Annotated in this window: 24 protein-coding genes and 1 pseudogene; 14 read left to right on the plus strand and 11 right to left on the minus strand. The window is 72.4% G+C overall.

Annotated elements, in window-relative coordinates; all coding sequences use genetic code 11:
• The 3 genes from E4F61_RS10930 to E4F61_RS10940 form a co-directional block, all read right to left on the minus strand.
• A partial coding sequence (locus E4F61_RS10930; protein ID WP_133479696.1) for a hypothetical protein occupies positions 1–537 on the minus strand: 537 nt, incomplete at its 3' end.
• Positions 538–611: 74 nt separating this feature from the next.
• Positions 612–1499 (minus strand): DMT family transporter, encoded by an 888-nt coding sequence (locus E4F61_RS10935; RefSeq protein WP_238382897.1) that lies wholly within the window; start codon positions 1497–1499, stop codon positions 612–614.
• 36 nt (positions 1500–1535) lie between these two features.
• Positions 1536–2042, minus strand: coding sequence for a hypothetical protein (locus tag E4F61_RS10940; RefSeq protein WP_133479697.1), 507 nt, complete (start codon positions 2040–2042; stop codon positions 1536–1538).
• A gap of 193 nt (positions 2043–2235) precedes the next feature.
• Between E4F61_RS10940 and E4F61_RS10945 the strand changes: the two genes are divergently transcribed.
• Both E4F61_RS10945 and E4F61_RS10950 read left to right on the plus strand, forming a co-directional pair.
• Positions 2236–2718 carry a YajQ family cyclic di-GMP-binding protein gene (locus E4F61_RS10945; RefSeq protein ID WP_133479698.1) on the plus strand — a complete coding sequence of 161 codons (483 nt, stop codon included), beginning with the start codon at positions 2236–2238 and terminating at the stop codon, positions 2716–2718.
• A gap of 12 nt (positions 2719–2730) precedes the next feature.
• Positions 2731–3312: a DUF1415 domain-containing protein gene (locus E4F61_RS10950; protein ID WP_133479717.1), complete on the plus strand. Its 582-nt coding sequence runs from the start codon at positions 2731–2733 to the stop codon at positions 3310–3312.
• Here the strand turns inward: E4F61_RS10950 and E4F61_RS10955 are convergent.
• Entirely contained in the window at positions 3309–4010 is a 702-nt protein-coding gene (locus E4F61_RS10955; protein WP_133479699.1) for a pseudouridine synthase, read from the minus strand. The genes E4F61_RS10950 and E4F61_RS10955 overlap by 4 nt on opposite strands.
• Positions 4007–5032, minus strand: coding sequence for a class I SAM-dependent methyltransferase (locus E4F61_RS10960; RefSeq protein WP_133479700.1), 1026 nt, complete (start codon positions 5030–5032; stop codon positions 4007–4009). Before E4F61_RS10960 ends, E4F61_RS10955 begins: the two co-directional genes overlap by 4 nt.
• Before the next feature lie 120 nt (positions 5033–5152).
• Here E4F61_RS10960 and E4F61_RS10965 point away from each other — a divergent pair, with 120 nt between their 5' ends.
• The gene (locus E4F61_RS10965; RefSeq protein ID WP_133479701.1) at positions 5153–5416 is read left to right on the plus strand and encodes a hypothetical protein; all 264 of its coding nucleotides are present in this window, start codon (positions 5153–5155) and stop codon (positions 5414–5416) included.
• 7 nt (positions 5417–5423) lie between these two features.
• Here E4F61_RS10965 and E4F61_RS10970 read toward each other — a convergent pair whose 3' ends face one another.
• Positions 5424–6077 (minus strand): M23 family metallopeptidase, encoded by a 654-nt coding sequence (locus E4F61_RS10970; protein ID WP_133479702.1) that lies wholly within the window; start codon positions 6075–6077, stop codon positions 5424–5426.
• A 122-nt stretch (positions 6078–6199) separates the two neighbouring features.
• Between E4F61_RS10970 and E4F61_RS10975 the strand changes: the two genes are divergently transcribed.
• The 4 genes from E4F61_RS10975 (at position 6200) to E4F61_RS10990 (ending at position 10687) form a co-directional block, all read left to right on the plus strand.
• Positions 6200–6556 (plus strand): DUF3247 family protein, encoded by a 357-nt coding sequence (locus tag E4F61_RS10975; protein WP_133479703.1) that lies wholly within the window; start codon positions 6200–6202, stop codon positions 6554–6556.
• Between the two features lie 75 nt (positions 6557–6631).
• Entirely contained in the window at positions 6632–7252 is a 621-nt protein-coding gene (locus E4F61_RS10980) for a PAS domain-containing protein (RefSeq protein ID WP_133479704.1), read from the plus strand.
• Between the two features lie 182 nt (positions 7253–7434).
• Entirely contained in the window at positions 7435–9543 is a 2109-nt protein-coding gene (locus tag E4F61_RS10985; RefSeq protein ID WP_133479705.1) for a sensor domain-containing protein, read from the plus strand.
• A gap of 94 nt (positions 9544–9637) precedes the next feature.
• Positions 9638–10687 (plus strand): sensor domain-containing diguanylate cyclase, encoded by a 1050-nt coding sequence (locus E4F61_RS10990; RefSeq protein WP_133479706.1) that lies wholly within the window; start codon positions 9638–9640, stop codon positions 10685–10687.
• A 69-nt stretch (positions 10688–10756) separates the two neighbouring features.
• Here the strand turns inward: E4F61_RS10990 and E4F61_RS10995 are convergent, their stop codons facing one another.
• Positions 10757–10963 carry a cold-shock protein gene (locus E4F61_RS10995; RefSeq protein ID WP_133479707.1) on the minus strand — a complete coding sequence of 69 codons (207 nt, stop codon included), beginning with the start codon at positions 10961–10963 and terminating at the stop codon, positions 10757–10759.
• Positions 10964–11322: 359 nt separating this feature from the next.
• Here E4F61_RS10995 and E4F61_RS11000 point away from each other — a divergent pair, with 359 nt between their 5' ends.
• Positions 11323–11595 (plus strand): DUF3297 family protein, encoded by a 273-nt coding sequence (locus tag E4F61_RS11000; RefSeq protein WP_133479708.1) that lies wholly within the window; start codon positions 11323–11325, stop codon positions 11593–11595.
• A 9-nt stretch (positions 11596–11604) separates the two neighbouring features.
• On the opposite strand, the gene E4F61_RS11005 is transcribed toward E4F61_RS11000, so the two are convergent.
• Positions 11605–12009, minus strand: coding sequence for a DUF1622 domain-containing protein (locus tag E4F61_RS11005; RefSeq protein ID WP_202908990.1), 405 nt, complete (start codon positions 12007–12009; stop codon positions 11605–11607).
• Between the two features lie 140 nt (positions 12010–12149).
• Here E4F61_RS11005 and E4F61_RS11010 point away from each other — a divergent pair.
• The 3 genes and pseudogenes from E4F61_RS11010 to E4F61_RS11020 form a co-directional block, all read left to right on the plus strand.
• Positions 12150–13271: pseudogene (locus tag E4F61_RS11010) on the plus strand (PilT/PilU family type 4a pilus ATPase); the annotation flags it as partial.
• A 159-nt stretch (positions 13272–13430) separates the two neighbouring features.
• The gene (locus E4F61_RS11015) at positions 13431–14243 is read left to right on the plus strand and encodes an MOSC domain-containing protein (protein WP_133479710.1); all 813 of its coding nucleotides are present in this window, start codon (positions 13431–13433) and stop codon (positions 14241–14243) included.
• A 45-nt stretch (positions 14244–14288) separates the two neighbouring features.
• A complete protein-coding gene (locus E4F61_RS11020) occupies positions 14289–15887 on the plus strand; it encodes an MFS transporter (RefSeq protein ID WP_133479711.1) in 1599 nt (532 codons plus the stop codon).
• Here E4F61_RS11020 and E4F61_RS11025 read toward each other — a convergent pair whose 3' ends face one another.
• Both E4F61_RS11025 and E4F61_RS11030 read right to left on the minus strand, forming a co-directional pair.
• A complete protein-coding gene (locus E4F61_RS11025; RefSeq protein ID WP_202908991.1) occupies positions 15888–16868 on the minus strand; it encodes an NAD(P)H-quinone oxidoreductase in 981 nt (326 codons plus the stop codon).
• Between the two features lie 55 nt (positions 16869–16923).
• Positions 16924–18309, minus strand: coding sequence for a sensor domain-containing diguanylate cyclase (locus E4F61_RS11030; RefSeq protein WP_162301473.1), 1386 nt, complete (start codon positions 18307–18309; stop codon positions 16924–16926).
• 449 nt (positions 18310–18758) lie between these two features.
• On the opposite strand from E4F61_RS11030, the gene E4F61_RS15000 reads away from it, so the two are divergent.
• Positions 18759–19022, plus strand: a complete 264-nt coding sequence (locus E4F61_RS15000) for a KGG domain-containing protein (RefSeq protein WP_133479713.1) — start codon at positions 18759–18761, stop codon at positions 19020–19022.
• Between the two features lie 61 nt (positions 19023–19083).
• Here the strand turns inward: E4F61_RS15000 and E4F61_RS11040 are convergent, their stop codons facing one another.
• Positions 19084–19962, minus strand: coding sequence for a 5'-nucleotidase, lipoprotein e(P4) family (locus E4F61_RS11040; RefSeq protein ID WP_133479714.1), 879 nt, complete (start codon positions 19960–19962; stop codon positions 19084–19086).
• A gap of 123 nt (positions 19963–20085) precedes the next feature.
• Here E4F61_RS11040 and E4F61_RS11045 point away from each other — a divergent pair, with 123 nt between their 5' ends.
• On the plus strand, positions 20086–20532 hold the full coding sequence (locus E4F61_RS11045; RefSeq protein ID WP_133479715.1) for a hypothetical protein: 447 nt from the start codon (positions 20086–20088) through the stop codon (positions 20530–20532).
• Positions 20533–20535: 3 nt separating this feature from the next.
• A partial coding sequence (locus E4F61_RS11050; protein WP_162301474.1) for a divalent metal cation transporter occupies positions 20536–20763 on the plus strand: 228 nt, incomplete at its 3' end.

A 20763-nucleotide genomic window follows, 5' to 3' on the forward strand; every position in this document is an offset into this window, starting at 1 on the left:
GCCGAACGGCACGCCAGTGGTGGGATCGATCAACGCCGGGTCGGCGAGCATCGGATTGTCGACGGTGAGCGTGGGGTTGTAGCGCAGCAGCGACACCGCGGGCGTGCTGTCGGGATTGCTGTAGGTGACGGTGATCACCGGCGAGAACCAGTAGCACATCAGCGACTGGGTGGCCTTGCCCGGCAGCGTGAGGCGCGCGGCATCGGGGAAGTTGAAGTTGGTCTGTCCGGGGCCGAGCACCTGGCAGGGATCCGTGCTGGCGGGATCGCAGGCGGTGTCGAGGTTGAGGAAGGCGCTGGTGATGCCGAGCCACTTCAGTTTGCGGCCGAAGGAGTCGACGTCGCCGACGTCCTCGAGCGTGACGGCGGCCGCGGCCTTGCCCGCGCGGCTCAGTCGCAGCGCCTGCCGGCCGGGCAGGATGTCCTGCCCGCGTCGCTCGAGCGCGGGCCGCGCGGGCGGCGCGGCCTGCACGGCGTGCATGACGCCGGTCGCCGCGACGAATGCGAACAACGGAATCCACTTCGTGATGCGTGCCATGCCAGTCCCCTCCGTGAGTGCGGTGCGCGGAGGATGGCGGCGACGGTGCGCGACCCAGCGGCCGCCCGTCGGTTTTACGGCGGCGTAACGATCGGCGGGGCGTGCGCGGCGACGCGCTCGCGGCGGAGCAGGTAGAGCCCGCTGCCCACGATGATCGCGGCGCCGAGCCAGGTCACGGCATCGGGCAGCACGCCCCACAGCGTCGCGTCGAGGATCACCCCGTAGACCAGCGCGGTGTATTCGAGCGGCGCGATCAGCGAGGCTTCGCCCAAGCGGAACGCCTCGGTCACCGCGTACTGGCCGAACCCGCCCATGATGCCGATGCCGACGATCAACCACGCGTCGTCGATGCGCACGGGCCGCCATTGCGGCCAGGCCAGCGCACCGGCACCGACCGCCATCATCAGCATCAGCCAGACCATCATCGCCTGCGTGCTGTCGGTGCGCGCGAGCAACCGCACCGTCACCGCGCTCACGGCGTACATCGCCGCGGCGAGCAGCACCGCCAGCGCGGCGAGGCTGCCGAGCCCGTCGCCCGTCGGCCGCAGCAGCACCAGCGTGCCGAGCAGCCCGATGCCGATCGCGGTCCATCGCCGCGGTCCCACCTTCTCGCCCAGCAACGGCACCGACAGCGCGGTCACCAGCAAGGGCGCGACGAAGAAGATCGAATACGCGGTCGACAAGGGCAACGTGCGCAGCGCGTAGACGAACGAGGCCATCATCGCGATGCCCATGGCGCCGCGCAGCAGGTGCAGCGGCCAGCGCACGCGCAGCAGCGGCGCGACGCCACCGCGATGCAGCGCCCAGGCCAGCACGAACGGCAACGAGGCCGCGCCCCGCAGCGCCGCGACCTGGAAGGCGGGGTAATGCGCGCTGAGCTGCTTCAGCCCGGCGTCCATCAGCGAGAAGCAGGCGACGGCGGCCAGCATCATCAGCACGGCGCGCAGGGAATGATCGGACATGGCGATCGGCCTCGTGGGGCCGTTCACGGTGCAGGCTCAGCGGGACGGGCGCAAGCGGGTCCAGCGCGCCAGCCGCACGCGCAGCACGAGCGCGTGCGCGAGCGCGTAACCGCCCAGCAATCCGCCCAGCATGGGCAACAGGCCGGTGGCGTCGCGTCCGGCCATCAGGTCCACCACGCTCACCGCCGCGCGCCCGAGCACGGCGAGCGCGACCAGCACCGCGAAGAGCCGGTGCGGGCGCGACTGCACGAACGCACCGGTGCGCTGCAGACCGGTGCTCGCGGCCGATCCGGCGCCCAGCACCGCACCCGCGAGCAGGCCGATAGCGAGCGCGTCGACCGCCTGCGGGTGACGCCACGCCGCGACGGCCAGCGCGATACCCACGCCGATCGCGACCAGCAGCGCACGCAGCGACAGCATCCAGCCGAACACCGGGCGCCACGCCGGCGCCCGGAACGGGCGTCGCAGCATGCCGACCAGGCCCAGCAGCGTGCCGAAGGCCAGCACGAGCACGAGGAGCGCGAGGGGCAGGAGGAGGGGCATGCGTCGGCGAATCAAAGTCCGGAGGGAGGCCGCGGCGCGGTCGCCGCGCGGCGCCGGTGGCCCATCGATAGTCGGCGCGAAGGCGTCGGGACCGCGTGCAAGCCGCTCCCTTCCCGCGCCGGCGACCGCCACCGGCGCGCGTACACTTTCAGGCCTCGCCGGGCGACCTGCCCGCACCCGTTCCGGAGCCCGCATGCCCTCCTTCGACATCGTCTCGGAAGTCGACACCCACGAGCTGACCAACGCCATCGACCAGGCCAATCGCGAGCTGTCGACGCGCTTCGACTTCAAGGGCGTGGACGCCTCGTTCGCGCTCGACGACGCCACGGTGAACCTGTCGGCGCCGAGTGAGTTCCAGCTCAAGCAGATGAACGACATCCTGCGCGCGCGTCTGATCGCCCGCGGCATCGACGCGCGCTGCCTCGAGTTCAAGGAGGTGCTGACCAACCTCGGCGGCGCGCGGCAGGCCGTGCTGGTCAAGCAGGGCATCGAGCGCGAGCTGGCGAAGAAGATCCAGGGCGCGATCAAGGACGCCAAGCTCAAGGTCGACAGCCAGATCAACGGCGAGAAGCTGCGCGTGACCGGCAAGAAGCGCGACGACCTGCAGGCCGCGATGCAGCTGCTGCGCGGCATGGAGTTCGAGCGCCCGCTGCAGTTCGACAACTTCCGCGACTGAGCGATGACGGCGATGCGGGGCGGCTCGACCGGACGCGATGCGCCGGACCCCTTCACGGTCGACGCGCCCGAGATCGCCGCCACGCGCCGCTGGCTCGAGCGCGCGGTGATCGGGCTCAACCTGTGCCCGTTCGCGAAGGCCGTGCACGTCAAGAAGCAGGTGCGCTTCGTGCTGAGCGAGGCGCGCGACACCGACGCGCTGCGCGACGCAATCGAACAGGAGCTGCGGCTGCTCGCCGATACGCCGAGCGACGAGATAGACACCACGCTCATCGTGCATCCGCACGTGCTGCAGGACTTCATCGCCTACAACGATTTCCTCGACGTCGCCGACATGACCGTGCGCACGTTGGGGCTGGAAGGCGAGATCCAGGTCGCCAGCTTCCATCCCGACTACGTCTTCGCCGGCGAGCCGGCCGACGATCCGTCGAACTGCACCAACCGCGCGCCCTACCCGACGCTGCACCTGCTGCGCGAGGCGAGCATCGACCGCGCGGTCGCCGCCTATCCGGATCCGGACGTGATCGTGGAGCGCAACGTCGCGACGCTGCGGCGGCTCGGCGTGGATGGTTTCCGCCGGCTGCTGGACGACTAGGCGGCGAAGATCGCGTCCACGTCGGCGGGCGCGAGCGCGCGCCACTGCCCGGCCGGCAGGCCACCGAGATCGAGCGCACCGATGCGGCTGCGGTGCAGCGCATCGACGTGGTTGCCGACCGCCGCGAACATGCGGCGCACCTGGTGGTAGCGGCCTTCGGTGATCGTCAGGCGAGCGTGCCGCGCGCCGAGCACCTCCAGCGCCGCCGGCGCGAGCGGCGTCGCCTCGTTGTCGAGCATCAGCGTGCCGCTGGCGAAGATCGCCGCCTCGTCGCCGCGCAGGTCCTGCGCGAGCGTGGCCTCGTAGACCTTCGGCACGTGGTGCTTGGGCGAGATGATCCGGTGCAGAAGCGCGCCGTCGTCGGTCATCAGCAGCAGGCCGCTGGTGTCGCGATCGAGCCGGCCGACGGTGGACAGCACCGGGTCGCGCAGGCGGAAGCGCGGCGGCAGCAGGTCGTAGACGAGTCGCCCGGCGTCCTTCGTCGAGCACGTGTAGCCGACCGGCTTGTGCAGCATGAGCACCAGCCCCGGCGGCGGATCCAGCGGCTCGCCGTCCAGGCGTACGTCGGCGGGATCGCGCGCGTCGTCGGCGTACAGCACCTCGCCCGCGGCGTCGGTGACGCGCCCCTCGCGGAAGAGCTGCTGCACCTGCTTGCGCGAGCCGTAGCCCAGGTTGGCGATCACGCGCAGCAGCTTCATCGACGCGCCTCGTAGGCCTTGAAGCCCCGCGCGTCGACGAGCAGGCGCACCTCGCGAAACAGCGAGGCGAGCGTCGCCTCGTACGGCAGGTGGCGGTTGGCGACCATGAAGAAGCGCCCGCCGATCTTCAGTGCACCGGCCGCGGCTTCGATGAAACGCCGCCCGAGTTCGGGACGGTCGGTGCGGTCGTCGGCATGGACCGGCGGATTGCTGACGATCGCGTCGTAGCGGTCGTCGACGCCCGCGGTGACGTCGGCCCAGCGCGTGGTCACGAGCACGCGCGGCGCGAAGCGCGCGAGGTTGTGCGCCAGCAAGGGCAGCGCGCGGTGCTGCGCTTCGAACGCATCCAGCGCGACGAGGCCCGGGTTGCGCTCGAGCAGCTCGATCGACAGATAGCCCCAGCCCGCGCCGAGGTCGGCGGCGCGGCCGTTGAGATCGCCCGGCAGGTGCGCGGCGAGCAGCGCGGAGGCGGCGTCGATGCGGTCCCAGGCGAACAGGCCGGGCCGGCTCAGCACGCGGCCGTCGAGGATCGGGCGCGGGGCGTCGAGTGCGAGCCATTCGTCGACGCGCGCGCCGTCCACGTGGCCGGGCTCCGTCCAGGCGACGCGGCACTTGTGCTTGGTCAGCACGCCGACGGGGCCGGCCAGCGCTTCGAGGTCGTCCTGCAGCGAACGCGCACCGGCGTTGTTGGCCGCGCAGGCGACCACGCGCCCGCCGTCGCCCGCGAGCCGGAGCGCGCGCGCCAGCGTGGCGCGCGACTGCTCCCGCTGCCGCGGGGGCAGCACCAGCACGGTCGGGAACGTGGCCGGTGGCGCGAGTTCGTCCTGCACCGGCGCGATGCCCGCACGCTCGAGCGCGGCGGCGGTGGGCCGGTAGTCCTGTTCGCAGGTCAGGCGCGCGCTGGCCCAGCGCTGCAGCGCCGGCCCCGGCCGCGCCCCGAGGAACGCGCCGCCGGACGGCGGCGGCAGCAGGCCGGTGTCGAAGGGCAGGAACAGGGCGTCGAGGGCCGGGTCGGCGTGCACGGTCGGGGACGGCGAAGGGGCGCCACAGTCTAGGGCCTTGCCGCTTCCGCAACGCCCGCTTCATCGGACTCGAACGCGCCCTCGCCCAGTCTGGCCATCTACCAACAGCGTGGAGGCGACATGGTCCGTGCCCTTTTCGTCGGCGGCGTGGTCGACAACAGCGAGATGGATCTGGACGGCCCCCAGCCGCCGCTGCATTACCCGGAGAACACCGGCGGGGGCGCCTCGCGCTACCGCCTGCGGCAGCTCGGCGTGCGCGACGGCGGCGAAGTCGCCTATGCCGTCTACGGCGCGCCCGACGTGGACGACGGCTTCGTCGAGCGCGTCGCCGGCGAGCGCGACTACGCGCGCCGGTTCGCCGCGCAGCCGCGGACGGTGCACTGAGCGGTCGTCAGCGCGCCAGCAGCGGATAGGGGTTGATCGGCGTCGACTTCCACCACTGCTTCTCCGGCCCGAGGTCGCCCACGCTGAAGTGCAGGTGCGGCGCCGTCGGGCTGGCGTCGCCCGTGCTGCCGACGTAGCCGAGCACCTGCCCCTGCCGCAGTGCCTGGCCCTCGGCCAGGCCCGGCGCGTAGCCCTGCAGGTGCGCGTAGTAATAGACGCGCCGGCCTTCGGGATCGAACTGGTAAACGGTCAGGCCGCCGAGCTTGCTGGTGAACAGCTTGGCCACCGGGCCGTCCACCGCGGCCAGGACCGGCGTTCCGGCCGGCGCCATGATGTCGATGGCCTCGTGCAGCCGGCCGGCGCTGCGGCTCTGCGTGTAGGTATCGACGAGCTGCGCGGACGTGATCCCCGCCACCGGCAGGATCAGGCCGCTGGACAGACGCGGGGGCACCGCGACGGCCGTCACCGGTGCCACGGGCGCGGGCGCGGCGGGCGTCGAGGGCGCCGGTGCGGTGACGGCACCCGCGACGCCCACCGGCGCGGGTGCCGGCGAGGCGGCGATCGGGGCCGGGCACGGCGCCTGACGCGACCGCGCGACGTACCAGGCCACGTTCGCGCCCAGCAGCAGGCCGATCAACAGGACGAGCAGGTAGCGCAGCATGGTCGGCTCCTCGGTCAGGCGGCCATGCTGCTAAGCGGCCGTTCGCGCCGGCGTGAAGCCGCCGCCTTTCACCGGGGATTCCCGCCGCCAGGGCCAGCATCGACCGCCCAGGAGGACCGACCATGCGCATCGCCCCCCGCGTCTACACCGACCAGGCCGACATCGACCGCCTGCAGTCGATGATCTTCGAGCTGCCCAACGACCGCCGCGTGCAACTGACGCTCGTCGACGGCCGCGTGTTCACGGGCATCGTCGCGGCGCGGCCGATGACCGTGCAGTTCTTCGACGCCGACGGTCGCGAGGGCACCAACGGCACCGTGCGGCTGGAGCAGCCCGCGCTCGACCATCCGGAGCAGGCGCGCTGGGTCGATCTGTTCCTCGACCAGATCGCGGAGATCCGTCCGCTCGACCGCGGCGAGCTCGAGCCGCGCCCCGATGCGGGCGCCAGCGACAGCGTGCATTCCACAGGCCCGCACTGAACGCGCATCGTTGACGCCTGCTTCACGGGCGCGCCCGAATCCTCGCGCCCCCCGCGGTCGTCGAGGTACCCGCCGATGCAGGCGCCGACATCCGGAGCGACGGTCGATCCCTCGCTCGCGCACGTCCATCGCCTGCTGGATCTGCTACCCGCAGGCGCCTGCCTGTGCGCGGCGGACGGGCGCATCACCCACTACACCGACCCGGTGGCGGCCCTCTGGGGCCGTCGGCCCGACCTCGCGTCCGAGTCGCCACGCTGGACGGCCGCGGCGCAGCTGTTCGACGAGCACGGTCGCCCCTTCCCGCCGGAGCGCTCGCCCCTCGCGCTGGCGCTGCTCGAGGGGCGGCCGTGCCACGGTCGCCGCCTGCAGCTGGAGCGGCCCGACGGCGAACGCCGCCATGTGCTCAGCTACGCGAGCCCGCTGCTGGACGGGGACGGCCGCTTGGTGGGCGGCCTCGACCTGCTGGTCGACGTCACCGACCAGCACCGCGCCGCCGAGGCCGAGCGCGAGCGCCTGCGGTCGCGAGGCGAGCAGCTGGTCGCGCTGGCCTGCGACATCCGCGCGGGCCTCACGCCGCTGCGTCGCAGCGCACGCCAGGTCGCCGTGCCGGTCGAGGCGGCCGCACTGGACTCGCAACTGCGCCACATCACCGGGCTCGTCGATCGCGTGCTCAACCTGGAAGTCGACGCCGACTGACCCCGCTTGATCTTCACGCGCCCGCCGCCGCACCCTGAATGGAGGCGACCGCGGCCCGCGGGCGCGGATCTCCCGGATTCCACTGAAAAACCCGGCATCCACGGTGTCGGCGTGGCCCGGTGCGGCGTCCGCTTCGTTCCCGTCGAGCCGCATGCGCCTGCTGCTCTGCAACATCCGGACCCATGAACGCCGTCCTCCCCGCGCTCGATCCCGACCTGCTCGGCACCCTCCGCCGCACCTTCGCCGACGCGCCCTTCGGGCTCGGCTGCGTCGACGCGTCGGGTCGCTGGCTGCACGCGAACGCCGCACTGCGACGCCTGCTGGGCGACGAGCTGCCGGCGCTCGGCACGCTAGCCGCCCCGGCCCACGTCGCCGCGCTCGCCGACCTGCTCGACGGCCGCCGCGCGCGGCTGCGCCTGGAGCCCTCCGTCGCGAACGGTCGCCCGGTCCTCGACCTGCTGCGCCTGCGCGACGCGCGCGGCGGTGTTCCGGCGTTCGTCGTGCACGGCGAGGACGCGGGCGCACGCGCGCATGCCGTTGCCGAGCGCGACGCGTTCTTCGCGCTGACCCCGGACCTGCTCGCCTTCCTCGACGCGCGCGACCGGCTGGTCGAAGCCAATCCCGCCTGGGAGACCACGCTCGGCTTCGCGCCGCGCGACCTGGTCGGCCGGCGCCTCGCCGAGTTCGTGCACGACGACGACCGCGACCGTGCGCTGGCCGTGCTCGCCGAGGTGCGCGACGGGCTCGCCGACGCCAGCTTCCGCTGCCGGCTCCGCTCGCGTTACGGCGGCTGGCGGTGGATCGAGTGGCAGGTGCGCGAATTCGACGTCGCGCGGCTCTACTGCACCGCACGCGACGTGACGGCGCAGGTGCGTGCCCGCGATGCGCAGCTTCGCCACCACGACGAGCTCGAGCGCCGCATCGCCCAGCGCACGCACGAGCTCGACCGTGCGCTCGCGCGGCTGCAGCTGCATGCCGACAACTCGCCGCTGGCGACCATCGAATGGGATCGCGACCTGCGCGTGTCGCACTGGTCGCACCGCGCACGCGAGATGTTCGGCTGGCGCGAGGACGAGGTGCTGGGCCGCGGGCCCGGGGCATGGCCGTTCGTGCAGCCCGGCGACGCGGCAGCGGTCGACGCGGCGATGGGCCGGCTGCGCGCACGCGAGGCATCGCGGCACGTGCATCGCGTGCACATGCGGGCGCGCGACGGGCGCGTGCGCACCTGCGAGTGGTTCGATTCCGCGCTGTTCGACGGGAGCGGCCAGGTCAGCTCGATCCTGTCGCTGGTGCAGGATGTCACCGACCGCGAGGTGGCGGTGCGCGCGCTCGCCGACAGCGAGGAGCGCTTCCGCCTCGCCTTCGACCAGACCGCCGTCGGCATGGCGCACGTGGACCTCGAGGGCCGGTGGCTGCGCGCGAACCGCCGGCTCCCGGCGCTGCTCGGCCGCGATCTCGACGCATTGGCCGGTACCGCCGTCCGCGACCTCGTGCACCCGTCCGACCGCGCACGCACGAACGACGTCGCGCGCCTGCTCGACGGCGGCGTCGACACGCTCGACATCGAGGTGCGCCTGCTCCGTGCCGACGGCGCCCCGCGCTGGACGCGACAGACCGTGTCGTTGCGCCGCGACGCCGACGGCCGGCCCGTGCATTTCATCCTGGTGGTGGAGGACATCGAGGCGCGCAAGGCGGCGGAAGCCGCGTTGCAGCGCGCGCACGAGGAACTGGAAGCGAAGGTGGCCGAGCGCACGCGCGAACTGGAGCGCCTGATGGCGGTGCTGGAGGACCAGGCCCGCCAGGATCCGCTGACCGGCCTGCCCAATCGCCGCGGCCTGATGGAACGCCTGCCGCGCTCGCTCGACCGCAGCGCGCGCCACGACGGCGCTACGGTGGTGATGTTCGTCGACCTCGACCGCTTCAAGCAGGTCAACGACACGCGCGGCCACGAGGCCGGCGACACGCTGCTGCGGGCCTGCGCGCAGCGCCTGCTGGCCGCGGTGCGCCGTACCGACATAGTCGCGCGGCTGGGCGGCGACGAATTCGTGATCGTGCTGGAGAACGTGCGCGATCCGGCGCGCCATGCGCGGCGCGTGGCCGAGAAGGTGCGCGAGGCGCTCGCGCTGCCGGTCGACATCGACGGGCGCCCGGTCGCGATCTCCGCCAGCATCGGCGTGGTGCTGCACCCGCACGGCACGGTGGACGCGGAGGAACTCATCGCGCGCGCCGACCGCCGCATGTACGCCGCCAAGCACGCCGGCGGCAACGCGGTGAGGTCGGACGAGGGCTGATCCGCGCGTCGCGGGCGGCCTGGAGTGTTTTTCCGTCTATGGCGCGGCCGGCCGGGCCGCTACGCTTGCGCCGTCCATTGCCACCGGTGCCCCGATGCCCGCCGCCGCCCTTCCCGAGAACGAACTCTCCCGCCAGGCGCTGCTGGAGGCGCTCGGCATCCTCGACACCCCGCCCGAGGACGATTACGACGACATCGTGCGGATCGCCGCGGCGGTCTGCCGCGCGCCGACGGCGACGATCTCGCTGGTCGACGCCGGCCGCCAGTGGTTCAAGGCGCGCACCGGCATGGCGCAGGAGGAAACGCCGCGCGAGATCTCGTTCTGCGCCCACGCGATCCTCGACCCGCAGGATCCGCTGATCGTCGAGGACGCCGCCGCCGACCCGCGCTTCGCCGACAACCCCCTCGTCACCGACAACGGCTTCCGGTTCTATGCGGGCGCCCCGATCGAGGCCGAAGGCATGCCGATCGGCACCGTCTGCGTGCTCGACCGCGAGCCGCGCTCGCTGACCCAGCAGCAGGTCGAGACGCTGCAGGCGCTCGCGCGCCAGGTCGCGCGCATGATCGAGCTCCGTCGCGCCAGCCGCCTGCTTCGCCTGCATCTGCGCGAGCGCGAATGGTTCGCCACGCAACTGGTGCGCCACGAGGAACTGCTGCGCGCGCATGCGCCGTCGGCCGCGCCGTCCGGTGTGGTCGACGCGCTCACCCACCTGCCGTCGGCGGCGACCTTCCTGCAGACGCTGGCGTCGGAGGTCGCGTCGCGGACCGACGGCAGCGAGCTGCAGGTCGCGCGGGTCGAGATCGACGACCTGGCGACGCTGGCCGAGGTCCACGGCGCCCAGGGCGTCGACGCCAGCCTGAAGGCGCTCGCGGCCTTGCTGCGATCGGGCAGCGTGGCGGAAGGTCGCGTGGCGCGGATGGGCGAGGGTTTCGCGCTGCTGATGCCGATGCCGCTGACGCGGGCCGTCGCGCAGTGCGTACGGCTGCTCGAACTGGTGGGCAATCCCGCATCGGGCGTGCCGGTCACGCTGAGCATCGGCTTGGCGACAATCGGGCCGGCCGGGGCGCAGGACGCGCTGGACGGGGCCGCGCAGGCGCTGGCGCGCGCGAAGGCGATCGGCGGCGCGCGCATCGAGGTGCGCTGAGCCCGCGCAAAAAGAAAGCCCGGCCGGAGCCGGGCTTTCGATGTGTGCGACCAAGCGGTCAGCAGGAGATTACTCCGGCTGCACAGCCTCGGCCTGCAGGCCCTTCTGGCCCTGCGTCACGGTGAAGGAGACCTTCTGGCCTTCCTTCAGGCTCTTGAAGCCCTGGGTCTGGATAGCGCGGAAATGCACGAAGACGTCTTCGCCATTCTCGCGGCTGATGAAGCCGAAGCCCTTGGCGTCGTTGAACCACTTCACGGTGCCGATTTCACGGGACATTGTGTAACTCCTGGAACATATCTAAAGGTGCCGCACGAGGCGGCGATGGCGCTGTTCACAAGGAGTGATCTAGCAACGATGTAGCGGATCAGCGATCTACAGCATCGGGTCACAGGTCACGGTGACCCCCGGAGCAGCGCAGCTACCGTAGAGCCTGTCCCCCGCAAAAGCAACGTCCGCCCGTCGCCTCTTCAGCCGCGCGGCGGTTTCGGACCGGCCGCGAGCGTCCGCCGCCGCCCGTTTCCCGCGGCGCGCGGGCCACGGCCGCCTGCGAGGGTCATCCGCGCCGTGGCCACCGCCGGCAGCGCCCGCCCGCACCGGCGGGCCATAATGCGCGTCCGTTTTCCGCCCGCACCGCCATGACCGACACGCTTCCCGACCGCCTCGCCACCGACCCGCGCAGCCCGTTCCACGACGGCGCCCTGCTCGAACGCGGCATCGGCATCCGCTTCAACGGCCGCGAACGGCAGGACGTCGAGGAGTACTGCGTGAGCGAGGGCTGGGTCCGCGTCGCGGCCGGCCGCGCGCGCGATCGTCGTGGCCAGCCGATGACGCTGAAGCTGCGCGGCACCGTCGAGCCCTACCTGCTGCTGCCGGCGGCCGACGCGGACGCCGCGACCGACGCCGGCTGAGCCCGGCGGTCAGCCCGGCGGTTCCGGCCGCGGAAGAGGCTGCCGCGGCTGCCAAGGCCAGCGGCCTTCCAGCTCGACTTCCAGCGACAGGCTGAGGAAGGTGCGGATAAGCACGATCCCGCCGAGCACGATCAGCCCGTTGACGGTCGGTTCCACCGCGACCGTGCGGATGATGTCGCCCGCCACCATGAATTCGAGCCCGAGCAGGATCCCGCGCCCGACGTCCTGCCGCAGGCGGCGGTAACGCGTGTCCTCGGGGCTGCCCGGGCGCACGCCCGTGGCGTCGGGCAGGTGGCGGCGCGTCGCGAATCCCCACAGCGCCCAGGCGAGCCCCGCGACGATCACCAGCGCGCCGGCCGAATCGACCGCCAGGCTCACCCACTCGGCCGCCTGCTTGAACGTCATCGGCTGCATGGCCGCCTCCGTGCACGGAGTGCGCAGTGTCGCCACCGCGCCGGCGACAGGATGTCGAGACCGGAACGCAGGGCACGAAACGCCGGTTCATCCGCGCGCGCCACGGCCGATACCGACGTGTCGACCGCCTTCCCCCGCGCATGACCCAGCTCACCGACGACCAGGCCCGCGATTACATGCACAAGCTCCTGGCCGCCATGGCGAAAGCCGGCGGCTCGGACCTGTTCATCGCGCACGAATTCCCGCCCAGCATGAAGGCCAACGGGCAGATGACGCCGCTGAGCCCGCAGAAACTCAATGGCGCCGTGACGCAGCAACTCGCGCGCTCGCTAATGAACGAGAAGCAGCGCGCGGAATTCGCCGAACAACTCGAATGCAACTTCGCGATCGCCATCCCCGGCGTGTCGCGGTTCCGCGTCAACGTGTTCATGCAGCAGGGCTTCGTCGGGATGGTGCTGCGCACGATCGCCGCCGAGATCCCGAACTTCGAGAAGCTCCGCCTGCCCGAGGTGCTCAAGGACCTCGTGATGCAGAAGCGCGGGCTGATCCTCGTGGTCGGCGGCACCGGTTCGGGCAAGTCGACCTCGCTCGCGGCCATGCTCGACCACCGCAACCGCACCAGCGCCGGCCACATCATCACCGTCGAGGATCCGGTCGAGTACGCGCACGTCTCGCAGAAATCACTGATCACGCACCGCGAGGTCGGCGTCGACACGCACAGCTGGCACCACGCGCTGAAGAACACGCTGCGCCAGGCGCCCGACGTGATCCTGATCGGCGAGATCCGCGATGCCGAGACGATGGAGCACGCCATCGCGTTCGCCGAGACGGGCCACCTCTGCCTGTCCACGCTGCACGCCAACAGCGCGTCGCAGACGATGGAGCGCATCATCAACTTCTTCCCGGAGGAGCGGCGCACGCAGCTGCTGATGGACCTGTCGGCCAACCTGCGCGCGATCGTCTCGCAGCGGCTGGTGCGCACCGAGGACGGCAAGGGCCGCGCGGCGGCGATCGAAATCCTGATCAACACGCCGACCATCGCCGAGAAGATCTTCAAGGGCGAGTTCAACGAGCTCAAGGGCATCATGAACAAGTCGCGCGAGCTCGGGATGCGCACGTTCGACTGGGCCCTGTTCGAGCTCTACAACGACGGGCTGATCGGCTACGACGAGGCCATCCGCAATGCGGACTCGGCCAACGAGCTGCGCCTCAACATCAAACTCAAGAGCCGGCGCGGCGAACCGGCGGCGGCGGCGGGCCTGTCGCTCTCGCTCGACGCCGCGCCCAGCCCCGAGGAAGCCGAGGCGATCCGCCGCGAGGAACTGCGCAAGCAGCAGGAACGGCGCGAGGAGATCGAACTCGAGCGCCTGCAGGCGGCGAAGGCGCAGCAGGCGGGCTGAGCCGCGCGGCACAATGGCCGCATGCACGTCGCCTCGCTCCATCTCCATCCGCTGAAATCCTGCGCTCAGCTCGACGTCGGCACGCTCGACATCACTGCGCGCGGCCCGGCCGGCGACCGCCGCTGGCTGGTGGTCGATGCCGACGACCGCTTCGTCACCGCGCGCCAGCGCGCCGAAATGGTCGGCATCCACGCGCTGCCCGTCGAGGACGGGCTATGGCTCGACGCACGCGGGCATCCGCCGGTGCACGTGCCGCTGCCGGCGCCCGATGCGCCGCGACGGCGCGTGACGATCTGGCGCGACGAGGTCAACGCCGCGGACGCCGGCGCCGCGGCCGCGGACTGGCTCACGCGCTACCTCGGCACCCCGGCGCGGCTCGTGCACATGGATGCCGCCGCGCACCGCGCGGTCGACCCGGACTTCGGCCGGCCCGGCGACGAGGTGGCCTTCGCCGATGCCTATCCGCTGATGGTGATCTCGCAGGCGGCGCTCGACGCGCTGAATGCGCGGCTGCCCTCGCCCGTGCCGATGGCGCGCTTCCGCCCGAACATCGTGGTCGGCGGCAGCCTGGCGCACGCGGAGGACGGCTGGACGCGGGTGCGCATCGGCGAGGTCGAGTTCGAGGCGGTGAAACCGTGCACGCGCTGCGTGTTCACGACCGTCGACCCGGCGACGATGACGCGCGATCCCGATGGCGAACCGCTGCGCACGCTCGCCACCTACCGGCGCGCGCCGCCCGGGGCGCGGGTCAGCGGGGTCACCTTCGGCATGAACCTGGTCCCGCGCAGCGCGGGCACGGTCCGCCGCGGCGATCCGGTCGTGCCGCTGCGCTGAGGCCGCCGCGCAGCCGTACACTCGCCGCCTCCGACGGGGCGCAGCATGAAATCCACCGGCATCTCCTTCCACCATCCGTGGGCCTTCTGGCTCGGCTGCGCGCTGATCACCGCCGGCGTGTTCGCGCACATGCCCATGTTCATGATGGGCAAGTACACGCACTGGCAGATGGTCGGCATGCCGATGACCACCGACATGGTGCTCGGCATGCTCGCGATCCCGGTCGGCCTCGCGTTCGCCTTCCACGGCCTGCGCCCGCGCGACGCGGGAGCGGTCGCGCATGCGCGACCGCTGCCCTTCCACATCGCCGACGGCGTGCCGCTCAACGTCGAGCACTGGAAGCTGGTCGTGGTGCTCACCGTGACGCTTGCGATCGACGTCATGAAGCCCGCCACGCTCGGCTTCGTGGTGCCGGGCATGAGCGCCGAATACGCGATCGCCAAGCCGACCGCCAGCCTGCTCGCGCTCTGCGCGCTCACCGGCACGACGGTGGGGTCGGTGGTCTGGGGCCGGCTCGCCGACGTCTACGGACGGCGTGCGGCCATCCTGCTGTCGGCGCTGATGTTCATCGGCACCGCGATCTGCGGCGCGATGCCGAGCTTCGGCTGGAACCTGGCGATGTGCTTCCTGATGGGCGCGTCGGCCGGCGGCCTGCTGCCGATCACGTTCACGCTGATGGCCGAGACGATTCCCGCGGCGCATCGCGGCTGGCTGCTGGTCGCGCTCGGCGGCATCGGCACCTCCGCGGGCTACCTGCTCGCGGCCGGCGCCGCGGCGGTGCTGGAACCGATGTTCAGCTGGCGCGTGCTGTGGCTGCTCGGCCTGCCGACGGGTGCGGCGATCATCTTCCTCAACCGTTTCATTCCCGAGTCGCCGCGCTTCCTGTCGAGCATGGGGCTGGAACACGTGGCACGCGCCGTGCTGAAGCGTTTCTCCGGCGGCCGCGAGGATGCGATCGAGCCCGACGACGCCGTGCATCCCGGCCCGCCGGTGATCGACGAGCAGCACGCCGCCACCGGCGTACGCATGCTGCTGCGCGGCCGGCACGCGCGCATCAGCGCGGGCCTGATCGTCTGCGGCATCGGCTGGGGGCTGGTGAACTTCGGCGTGCTGATGTGGCTGCCGGTGAACCTGACCGCGCTCGGCGTCGACGCGAAGGCGACCAGCGCGCTGCTGGCGAAGTCCGCGATCTACGCGCTGCCCGGCATCGCGCTGGTGGTCTGGCTCTACCACCGCTGGAGCAGCTATCGCGCGCTGGTGCTGTTCATCGGGCTCACCGTGCTTTCGCTGCTGGCCCTCGCGGCGATGGGCGCCACCGGCGTGCGCGCGCAGGCCGCCGTGGTGGCCGCCGTGGTGTCGCTGCTGGTGAGCGTGAGCGGCGTGATCGCGATGCTGATTCCCTACGCCGCCGAGATCTATCCCGTGCACCTGCGCGGCACCGGCTCGGGCGTGGTGGCGGCCAGCTCGAAGCTCGGCGGCATCATCGGCGCGGGCCTGGGCGTTTACGGCTTCTTCGAGAATTTCGCGCTGTCGGCGGTGCTGGTGGCCGTGCCGATGGCGCTGTCGATGCTGATGATCCTGCGCCACGGCATCGAGACCCGCGGCGCACGGCTCGAGGACATCCAGGCCTCGCTCGCGCGCTGATCAGGCGCGCAGCACGACCTTGCCCGTGTGCCGGCCCGATTCGAGCCAGGCATGCGCCTGGGCCGCCTCGGCCAGCGGGAACACGCGGTCGACCACGACGCGCACGCGACCGGCTTCGATCCACGGCCACACTACGCGCTCGACTTCGGCCGCGAGCCGCGCCTTCTCGTCGGCATCGCGCGGGCGCAGCGTCGAGCCGGTGATGACCGCGCGCTTGCGCATCACCGCCCACACCGGCACCTGCAGCGTGTCGCCGCCCTGCGAGGCGATGTAGACGATGCGGCCGCCGGTGTTGAGCGCGTCGAGCGTGGCGGCGAAGTACGGCGCACCGACCATGTCGAGGGCGACGTCGACGCCGCCCTCCGCCTTCGCGATCGCACCGAAGTCGTCCGCGGTCGTGTCGACGGCGACGTCCGCGCCGAGTTCGCGCGCGTGCCGCGCCTTGTCGGCGCCGCGCGCGGTCGTGATCACCTTCGCGCCGTGCGCCTTCGCCATCTGGATCGCCATCACGCCGATCCCGGAGGTCGCGCCGTGCACCAGCAGCGTCTCGCCGGGCTTCAGCGCGCCGTGCTCGAAAACGTTGGCGTAGACGGTGAACGCGGTCTCGGGGATCGCGGCGGCGTGCACGTCGTCCAGACCCGCGGGAACCGGCAGCGCGTGGCGCGCGTCGACCACCGCGTATTCGGCATACCCGCCGCCGGCGAGCAACGCGCAGACGCGGTCGCCGGGCTGCCAGCGCCCCGCGCCGCGCACCACCTCGCCGGCGATCTCCAGCCCCAGCGTGGCCGGCGCGCCGGGCGGCGGCGGGTAGCGGCCCTCGCGCTGCAGGATGTCGGGCCGGTTCACGCCGGCCGCGTGCACGCGCACCAGGATCTGGCCGGCGCCGGGTTCGGGGCGCTCGGCGGTGACGGCGTGCAGCGCCTCGGCGGGGCCCGCGCCATCGCGCACGGCGATCGCGGTCATGGTGGGCGGCAGGCTCATGGTCGGCTCCGGCGGGCGGGAGCCGCACGGTAGCGCGGCGCGTGCCGTCCGGGCGTCAGCGCTCGGCCAGCGTCGGGATCGCCGCGAGGTGGGGCGTCCACAGCGTCGCCCGGCCCTTGCCGCCGTGCTTGGACGCGTACATGGCCTGGTCGGCGCGGGCCAGCAGCGTCGACGCATCGAGGCCCGAGCCCGGCACGTAGACGGCCACGCCCACGCTCGACGACAGCCGCCGCTCCTGCGCGCCGATCGCGTACGGCGCATCGGCCACCCGCAGCAGCTTGGCGGCGATCATGCCGGCGTTCGCCTGCGCCTCGGCGAAGGCTTCGCAGACGACCACGAACTCGTCGCCGGCCAGCCGCGCGACCATGTCGACGGCGCGCACCGAGTCGCGGATGCGGCAGGCGAACTCGCGCAGCACCTCGTCGCCGGCGTCGTGGCCGCAGGTGTCGTTGACGTGCTTGAAGCCGTCGAGGTCGATGAAGTACACGCCCATCGCCTTGCCGGTGCGATCGGCGCGCTGCGTCGCGCGCGGCAGCGATTCCAGCAGCAGCCGGCGGTTGGGCAGGCCGGTGAGCGGATCGTGCAGCGCCTGCATCGCCAGCGAGACCTCGAGCTGCCGCCGCTCGCTGATGTCGCGGAGGAAGGCGTCGAAGTAGCGGCGGTTGCCGCGCCAGCGCGAGCGCATGCTCATCTCGATCGGGATCTCGCGCCCATCGCGCGTGCAGGCCGCCAGTTCCACGCGGCGGCCCACGCGATCGGTCTCGCCGGTGGCGATGAAGCCGGCGAGGTCGGCGTCGAACGCGGTGCGCTCGTGCTCGGGCAGGATCATCTCGGAGAACAGGCGGCCGTAGGCCTGGCTGCGCGACCAGCCGAATGCGGTGCGCGCCGCGCGGTTCCATTCGACGATGCGGCCTTCCTCGTCGAGCATCACGAACGCATCGTTGGCCTGCTCGAGGATCGCGCGGTGGTTGGCGATGCTCTCGGCGAGCTCGGCGGTGCGTTCCTGCACGCGGGTCTCGAGTTCGTCGTTCAGCCGTTCCAGCGCCCGCTCGCGCTCGTCCAGCGCATCGAGCATCGCGTTGAACGAATCGACCAGTCGCCCGACCTCGTGCACGCGGCTCGGCGGTGCGCGCAGGTCGTGGCGGCCGTCGCGCACGGCGTCCGCAACGTCGAGCAGCCCGTACAGGCGGCGCGTGACCGCGTGCGCGAGCAGCGTGGCCAGCAGTGCGCCGAGTGCGAGCGCGCCCAGCGCGAACGGCAGCCCGTGGGCCAGCATGTCGCGCAGGGCCGCGGGCTCATGCCCGGTCGCGCGCAGCAGCGCACGTTCGCGCACCACGGCCTGCAGCATGAACGCGGCCATCAGCAGCGCCTGCAGCAGCACGACGCCGAGCACCAGCTGGCGCCGGATCGAGGCACGGCCGCGTCCGCGCACGGATTTCATCCGCGCGCACCCGGGGCGCGCCGGGGCGTCCGGTCGACTCGATTGCCGGCCGCCATGAACGTCGCGGCCGACGGGCTGTGCTGCGGCATCGGCAGGCTCCGTCCGAGCGGGCGGGGCCCGCGTCCGCGCACGAACGGCGGTGCGCTCCGGCGTTAACGGCGTCGCCGGCGGATCCTTCAGCGGCCGATCGCGGGCGCGGCCGCCATGCGCCGCGGATGAGCTTCGTGCCCGCCCGCCAACACGCGCGCAGGGACGCGCCGGCGGCGCGACCGCGCGGCCTCCGCGGCATCGCGCGCGCGGGTGCCGGCGCAACGGTCGGTCATTGCAGTGAATGCCGTTAACCGCCCTGCACGCGCGCATACCGTTGTTCTTACGCCGGGCTGCGGAGACTGCCCGCGGGCGTCGAGGTGACGCGCCCGCAACCTTCCACGCACTACGAGGATTTGGACATGGCCGGTAATCAGGGTGGCAACCAGAGCGGTCGCGGCGGCAACCAGGGCGGGCGCGGCAGCCAGGGCGAGAGCGGTCGCGGCTTCGCGTCGATGGACCGCGAGCAGCAACGCGAGATCGCGTCCGAAGGCGGCAAGGCCGCCCATCGCAGCGGACATGCGCACGAGTTCACGTCGCAGGAGGCGCGCGAGGCCGGTCGCAAGGGCGGCCAGGCGAGCCACGGCGGCGGCGGCAACCAGGGCCGCGGCGGCAACGAACGCTGAGCGGTGATCTCGACCGGGTAGAACGCGCGCGGGCCTTCGGGCCCGCGCTCGTCATGGGCGGTCAACGCGCCAGGCGCAACGCCTCGCGCTTGGCGGCGCGCCGCGCATCGCGCGAGAGCCGGTAGTCATTGCCGAACGTCGCCGGCTCCCACGAGCCGTACGTCGGGTTCGCGAGCACCCACCAGCGTTCGCCGATCCACGACTTGTGCGATTCGAGCAGCGCGTCGCGGCGTGCCGGCGTGTTCGGCGCGACCTCCACGAAGTCGCCCAGCTGGTCGCCGAACTGCATCAGCACGCGGTACTTGCGACCGATCAGCTGGCGACGGCAGTTCTTGTCGCTGCCGGCCTGCTCGCAGTCCGGCACGACCGTGCCGAGGCCGAGGAACGCGTCGTCCTTCACCGGCAGGCCGACCGCGCGCAGGTTGGCGATCGTCGCGTCCTTCAAGTGCACGGCGCGGTTCGAGATGAAGAACAGCGCCACGCCGCGCGCCTTCGCGGCCTTCGCGAACTCGACGACGCCGGGGATCGCGGTGGCCTTCTGTTCGCGCACCCACGCATCCCACTGCGCTTCGTCGTACTCGGTGCCGGTGTCGACCAGCCGCGCCTGGTAGGGCGAGTTGTCCAGCACCGTCTCGTCGACGTCGAACACCACCGCCGGCGGCAGGCCGCGCGCGGAATTGCTGCGCTCGCTGGCGTCGAGCGCATCCCAGTTGCGGTCCTTCAGGGCGCGATCGAGCTCGCGCGTCGCGGCGCGGTAGGTCTGCAGCGAATTCGCGCGGTACTCGGCCGCGTTCTGCATCCAGAGCACTGCGTTGAGGTTGTCGTCCGCGGCGACGGCGGCGGCGACCGGTCGCGCGGCCGGGCCGTCGGCGCGCATGGCGTCGCGGTGGCAGCCGGCGAGCGCGGCGGCGAGGAACAGCAGGGAAAGCGAAGTGCGCATGACGTCGACCGGATCCGCGGGACCGACAGTCTAGGCGCTCGGCCGTGCGCGCTGAATGGCCGTGGCGCAGGTGACCGCCCCTTCACTGCCGCTTGCCTACGGTCACCGCCGGAGGTGACGCCCGTGCAGCCCAAATCGCGCCGTGCCGCCCGGCTCCAGGGCTTCGGCCTCGCGGTGGCGACGGCCGCGCTGGCGGTCGTGCTGGGCGTGCGGCTGCAACGCCCGTTCGACGCCGCCACGCTGGCCATCCCGGTCGGCGAGCTGCGCTCGCAGGCCGCCGAGGCCGGGCTGCTCGAGCGCGAGGCGCGGGCCGGCCGCCTGGCCCCCGCGTTCGTGCGCCGCCACGCGGCGCAGCTCGCGCATGACGTCGAACGCGTGCGTGCCGGGCTCGCCGGCAAACCCGCCGTCGCGCCGCTCGAACCGGGGCGACGGCGTGCGCTCGCGCTCGCGGATGCACTGCAGGCCCGGACGGACGCGCTCGCGCGCGATGGCCACGCGGTCGGGGGCGACTTCGAGGTGCTTGCCCGCGCGCTCGATGCGCTCGAGACGCGCATCGGGCAGGGGCGCTGAGCGATGGCGATGTTCCTCGAGCTGTTCCTCGGCATCCTCACCGCGATGGGCGGCTTCGTCGAGATCGGCGAGCTCACCTTCATGCTCAACGCGGGCAGCAAGTTCGACTACTCGCTGCTGTGGGTGGTGGCGCTGGGCACCGTCGGCATCATGGTCTACGGCGAGATCGCGGGCCGCATCGCCGCGGTGCGCGGCCAAGGCGTCTTCAACGTGATCCGCGAGCGCGCGGGC

The sequence above is a fragment of the Cognatilysobacter segetis genome (genome assembly GCF_004359965.1).
Taxonomy (GTDB): domain Bacteria; phylum Pseudomonadota; class Gammaproteobacteria; order Xanthomonadales; family Xanthomonadaceae; genus Cognatilysobacter; species Cognatilysobacter segetis.

Excerpts from the sequence above, each read along its gene's own strand:
- E4F61_RS15000 (WP_133479713.1), top strand. The coding sequence starts at position 18,759 with ATGGCCGGTAATCAGGGTGGCAACCAGAGCGGTCGCGGCGGCAACCAG.
- E4F61_RS10935 (WP_238382897.1), bottom strand. The coding sequence starts at position 1,499 with ATGTCCGATCATTCCCTGCGCGCCGTGCTGATGATGCTGGCCGCCGTC.
- E4F61_RS11040 (WP_133479714.1), bottom strand. The coding sequence starts at position 19,962 with ATGCGCACTTCGCTTTCCCTGCTGTTCCTCGCCGCCGCGCTCGCCGGC.
- E4F61_RS11020 (WP_133479711.1), top strand. The coding sequence starts at position 14,289 with ATGAAATCCACCGGCATCTCCTTCCACCATCCGTGGGCCTTCTGGCTC.
- E4F61_RS10985 (WP_133479705.1), top strand. The coding sequence starts at position 7,435 with ATGAACGCCGTCCTCCCCGCGCTCGATCCCGACCTGCTCGGCACCCTC.
- E4F61_RS11025 (WP_202908991.1), bottom strand. The coding sequence starts at position 16,868 with ATGAGCCTGCCGCCCACCATGACCGCGATCGCCGTGCGCGATGGCGCG.
- E4F61_RS10940 (WP_133479697.1), bottom strand. The coding sequence starts at position 2,042 with ATGCCCCTCCTCCTGCCCCTCGCGCTCCTCGTGCTCGTGCTGGCCTTC.
- E4F61_RS11030 (WP_162301473.1), bottom strand. The coding sequence starts at position 18,309 with ATGAAATCCGTGCGCGGACGCGGCCGTGCCTCGATCCGGCGCCAGCTG.
- E4F61_RS10980 (WP_133479704.1), top strand. The coding sequence starts at position 6,632 with ATGCAGGCGCCGACATCCGGAGCGACGGTCGATCCCTCGCTCGCGCAC.
- E4F61_RS11005 (WP_202908990.1), bottom strand. The coding sequence starts at position 12,009 with ATGCAGCCGATGACGTTCAAGCAGGCGGCCGAGTGGGTGAGCCTGGCG.
- E4F61_RS10950 (WP_133479717.1), top strand. The coding sequence starts at position 2,731 with ATGCGGGGCGGCTCGACCGGACGCGATGCGCCGGACCCCTTCACGGTC.
- E4F61_RS10965 (WP_133479701.1), top strand. The coding sequence starts at position 5,153 with ATGGTCCGTGCCCTTTTCGTCGGCGGCGTGGTCGACAACAGCGAGATG.
- E4F61_RS10995 (WP_133479707.1), bottom strand. The coding sequence starts at position 10,963 with ATGTCCCGTGAAATCGGCACCGTGAAGTGGTTCAACGACGCCAAGGGC.
- E4F61_RS11015 (WP_133479710.1), top strand. The coding sequence starts at position 13,431 with ATGCACGTCGCCTCGCTCCATCTCCATCCGCTGAAATCCTGCGCTCAG.
- E4F61_RS10955 (WP_133479699.1), bottom strand. The coding sequence starts at position 4,010 with ATGAAGCTGCTGCGCGTGATCGCCAACCTGGGCTACGGCTCGCGCAAG.
- E4F61_RS10970 (WP_133479702.1), bottom strand. The coding sequence starts at position 6,077 with ATGCTGCGCTACCTGCTCGTCCTGTTGATCGGCCTGCTGCTGGGCGCG.
- E4F61_RS10975 (WP_133479703.1), top strand. The coding sequence starts at position 6,200 with ATGCGCATCGCCCCCCGCGTCTACACCGACCAGGCCGACATCGACCGC.
- E4F61_RS10990 (WP_133479706.1), top strand. The coding sequence starts at position 9,638 with ATGCCCGCCGCCGCCCTTCCCGAGAACGAACTCTCCCGCCAGGCGCTG.
- E4F61_RS11000 (WP_133479708.1), top strand. The coding sequence starts at position 11,323 with ATGACCGACACGCTTCCCGACCGCCTCGCCACCGACCCGCGCAGCCCG.
- E4F61_RS10945 (WP_133479698.1), top strand. The coding sequence starts at position 2,236 with ATGCCCTCCTTCGACATCGTCTCGGAAGTCGACACCCACGAGCTGACC.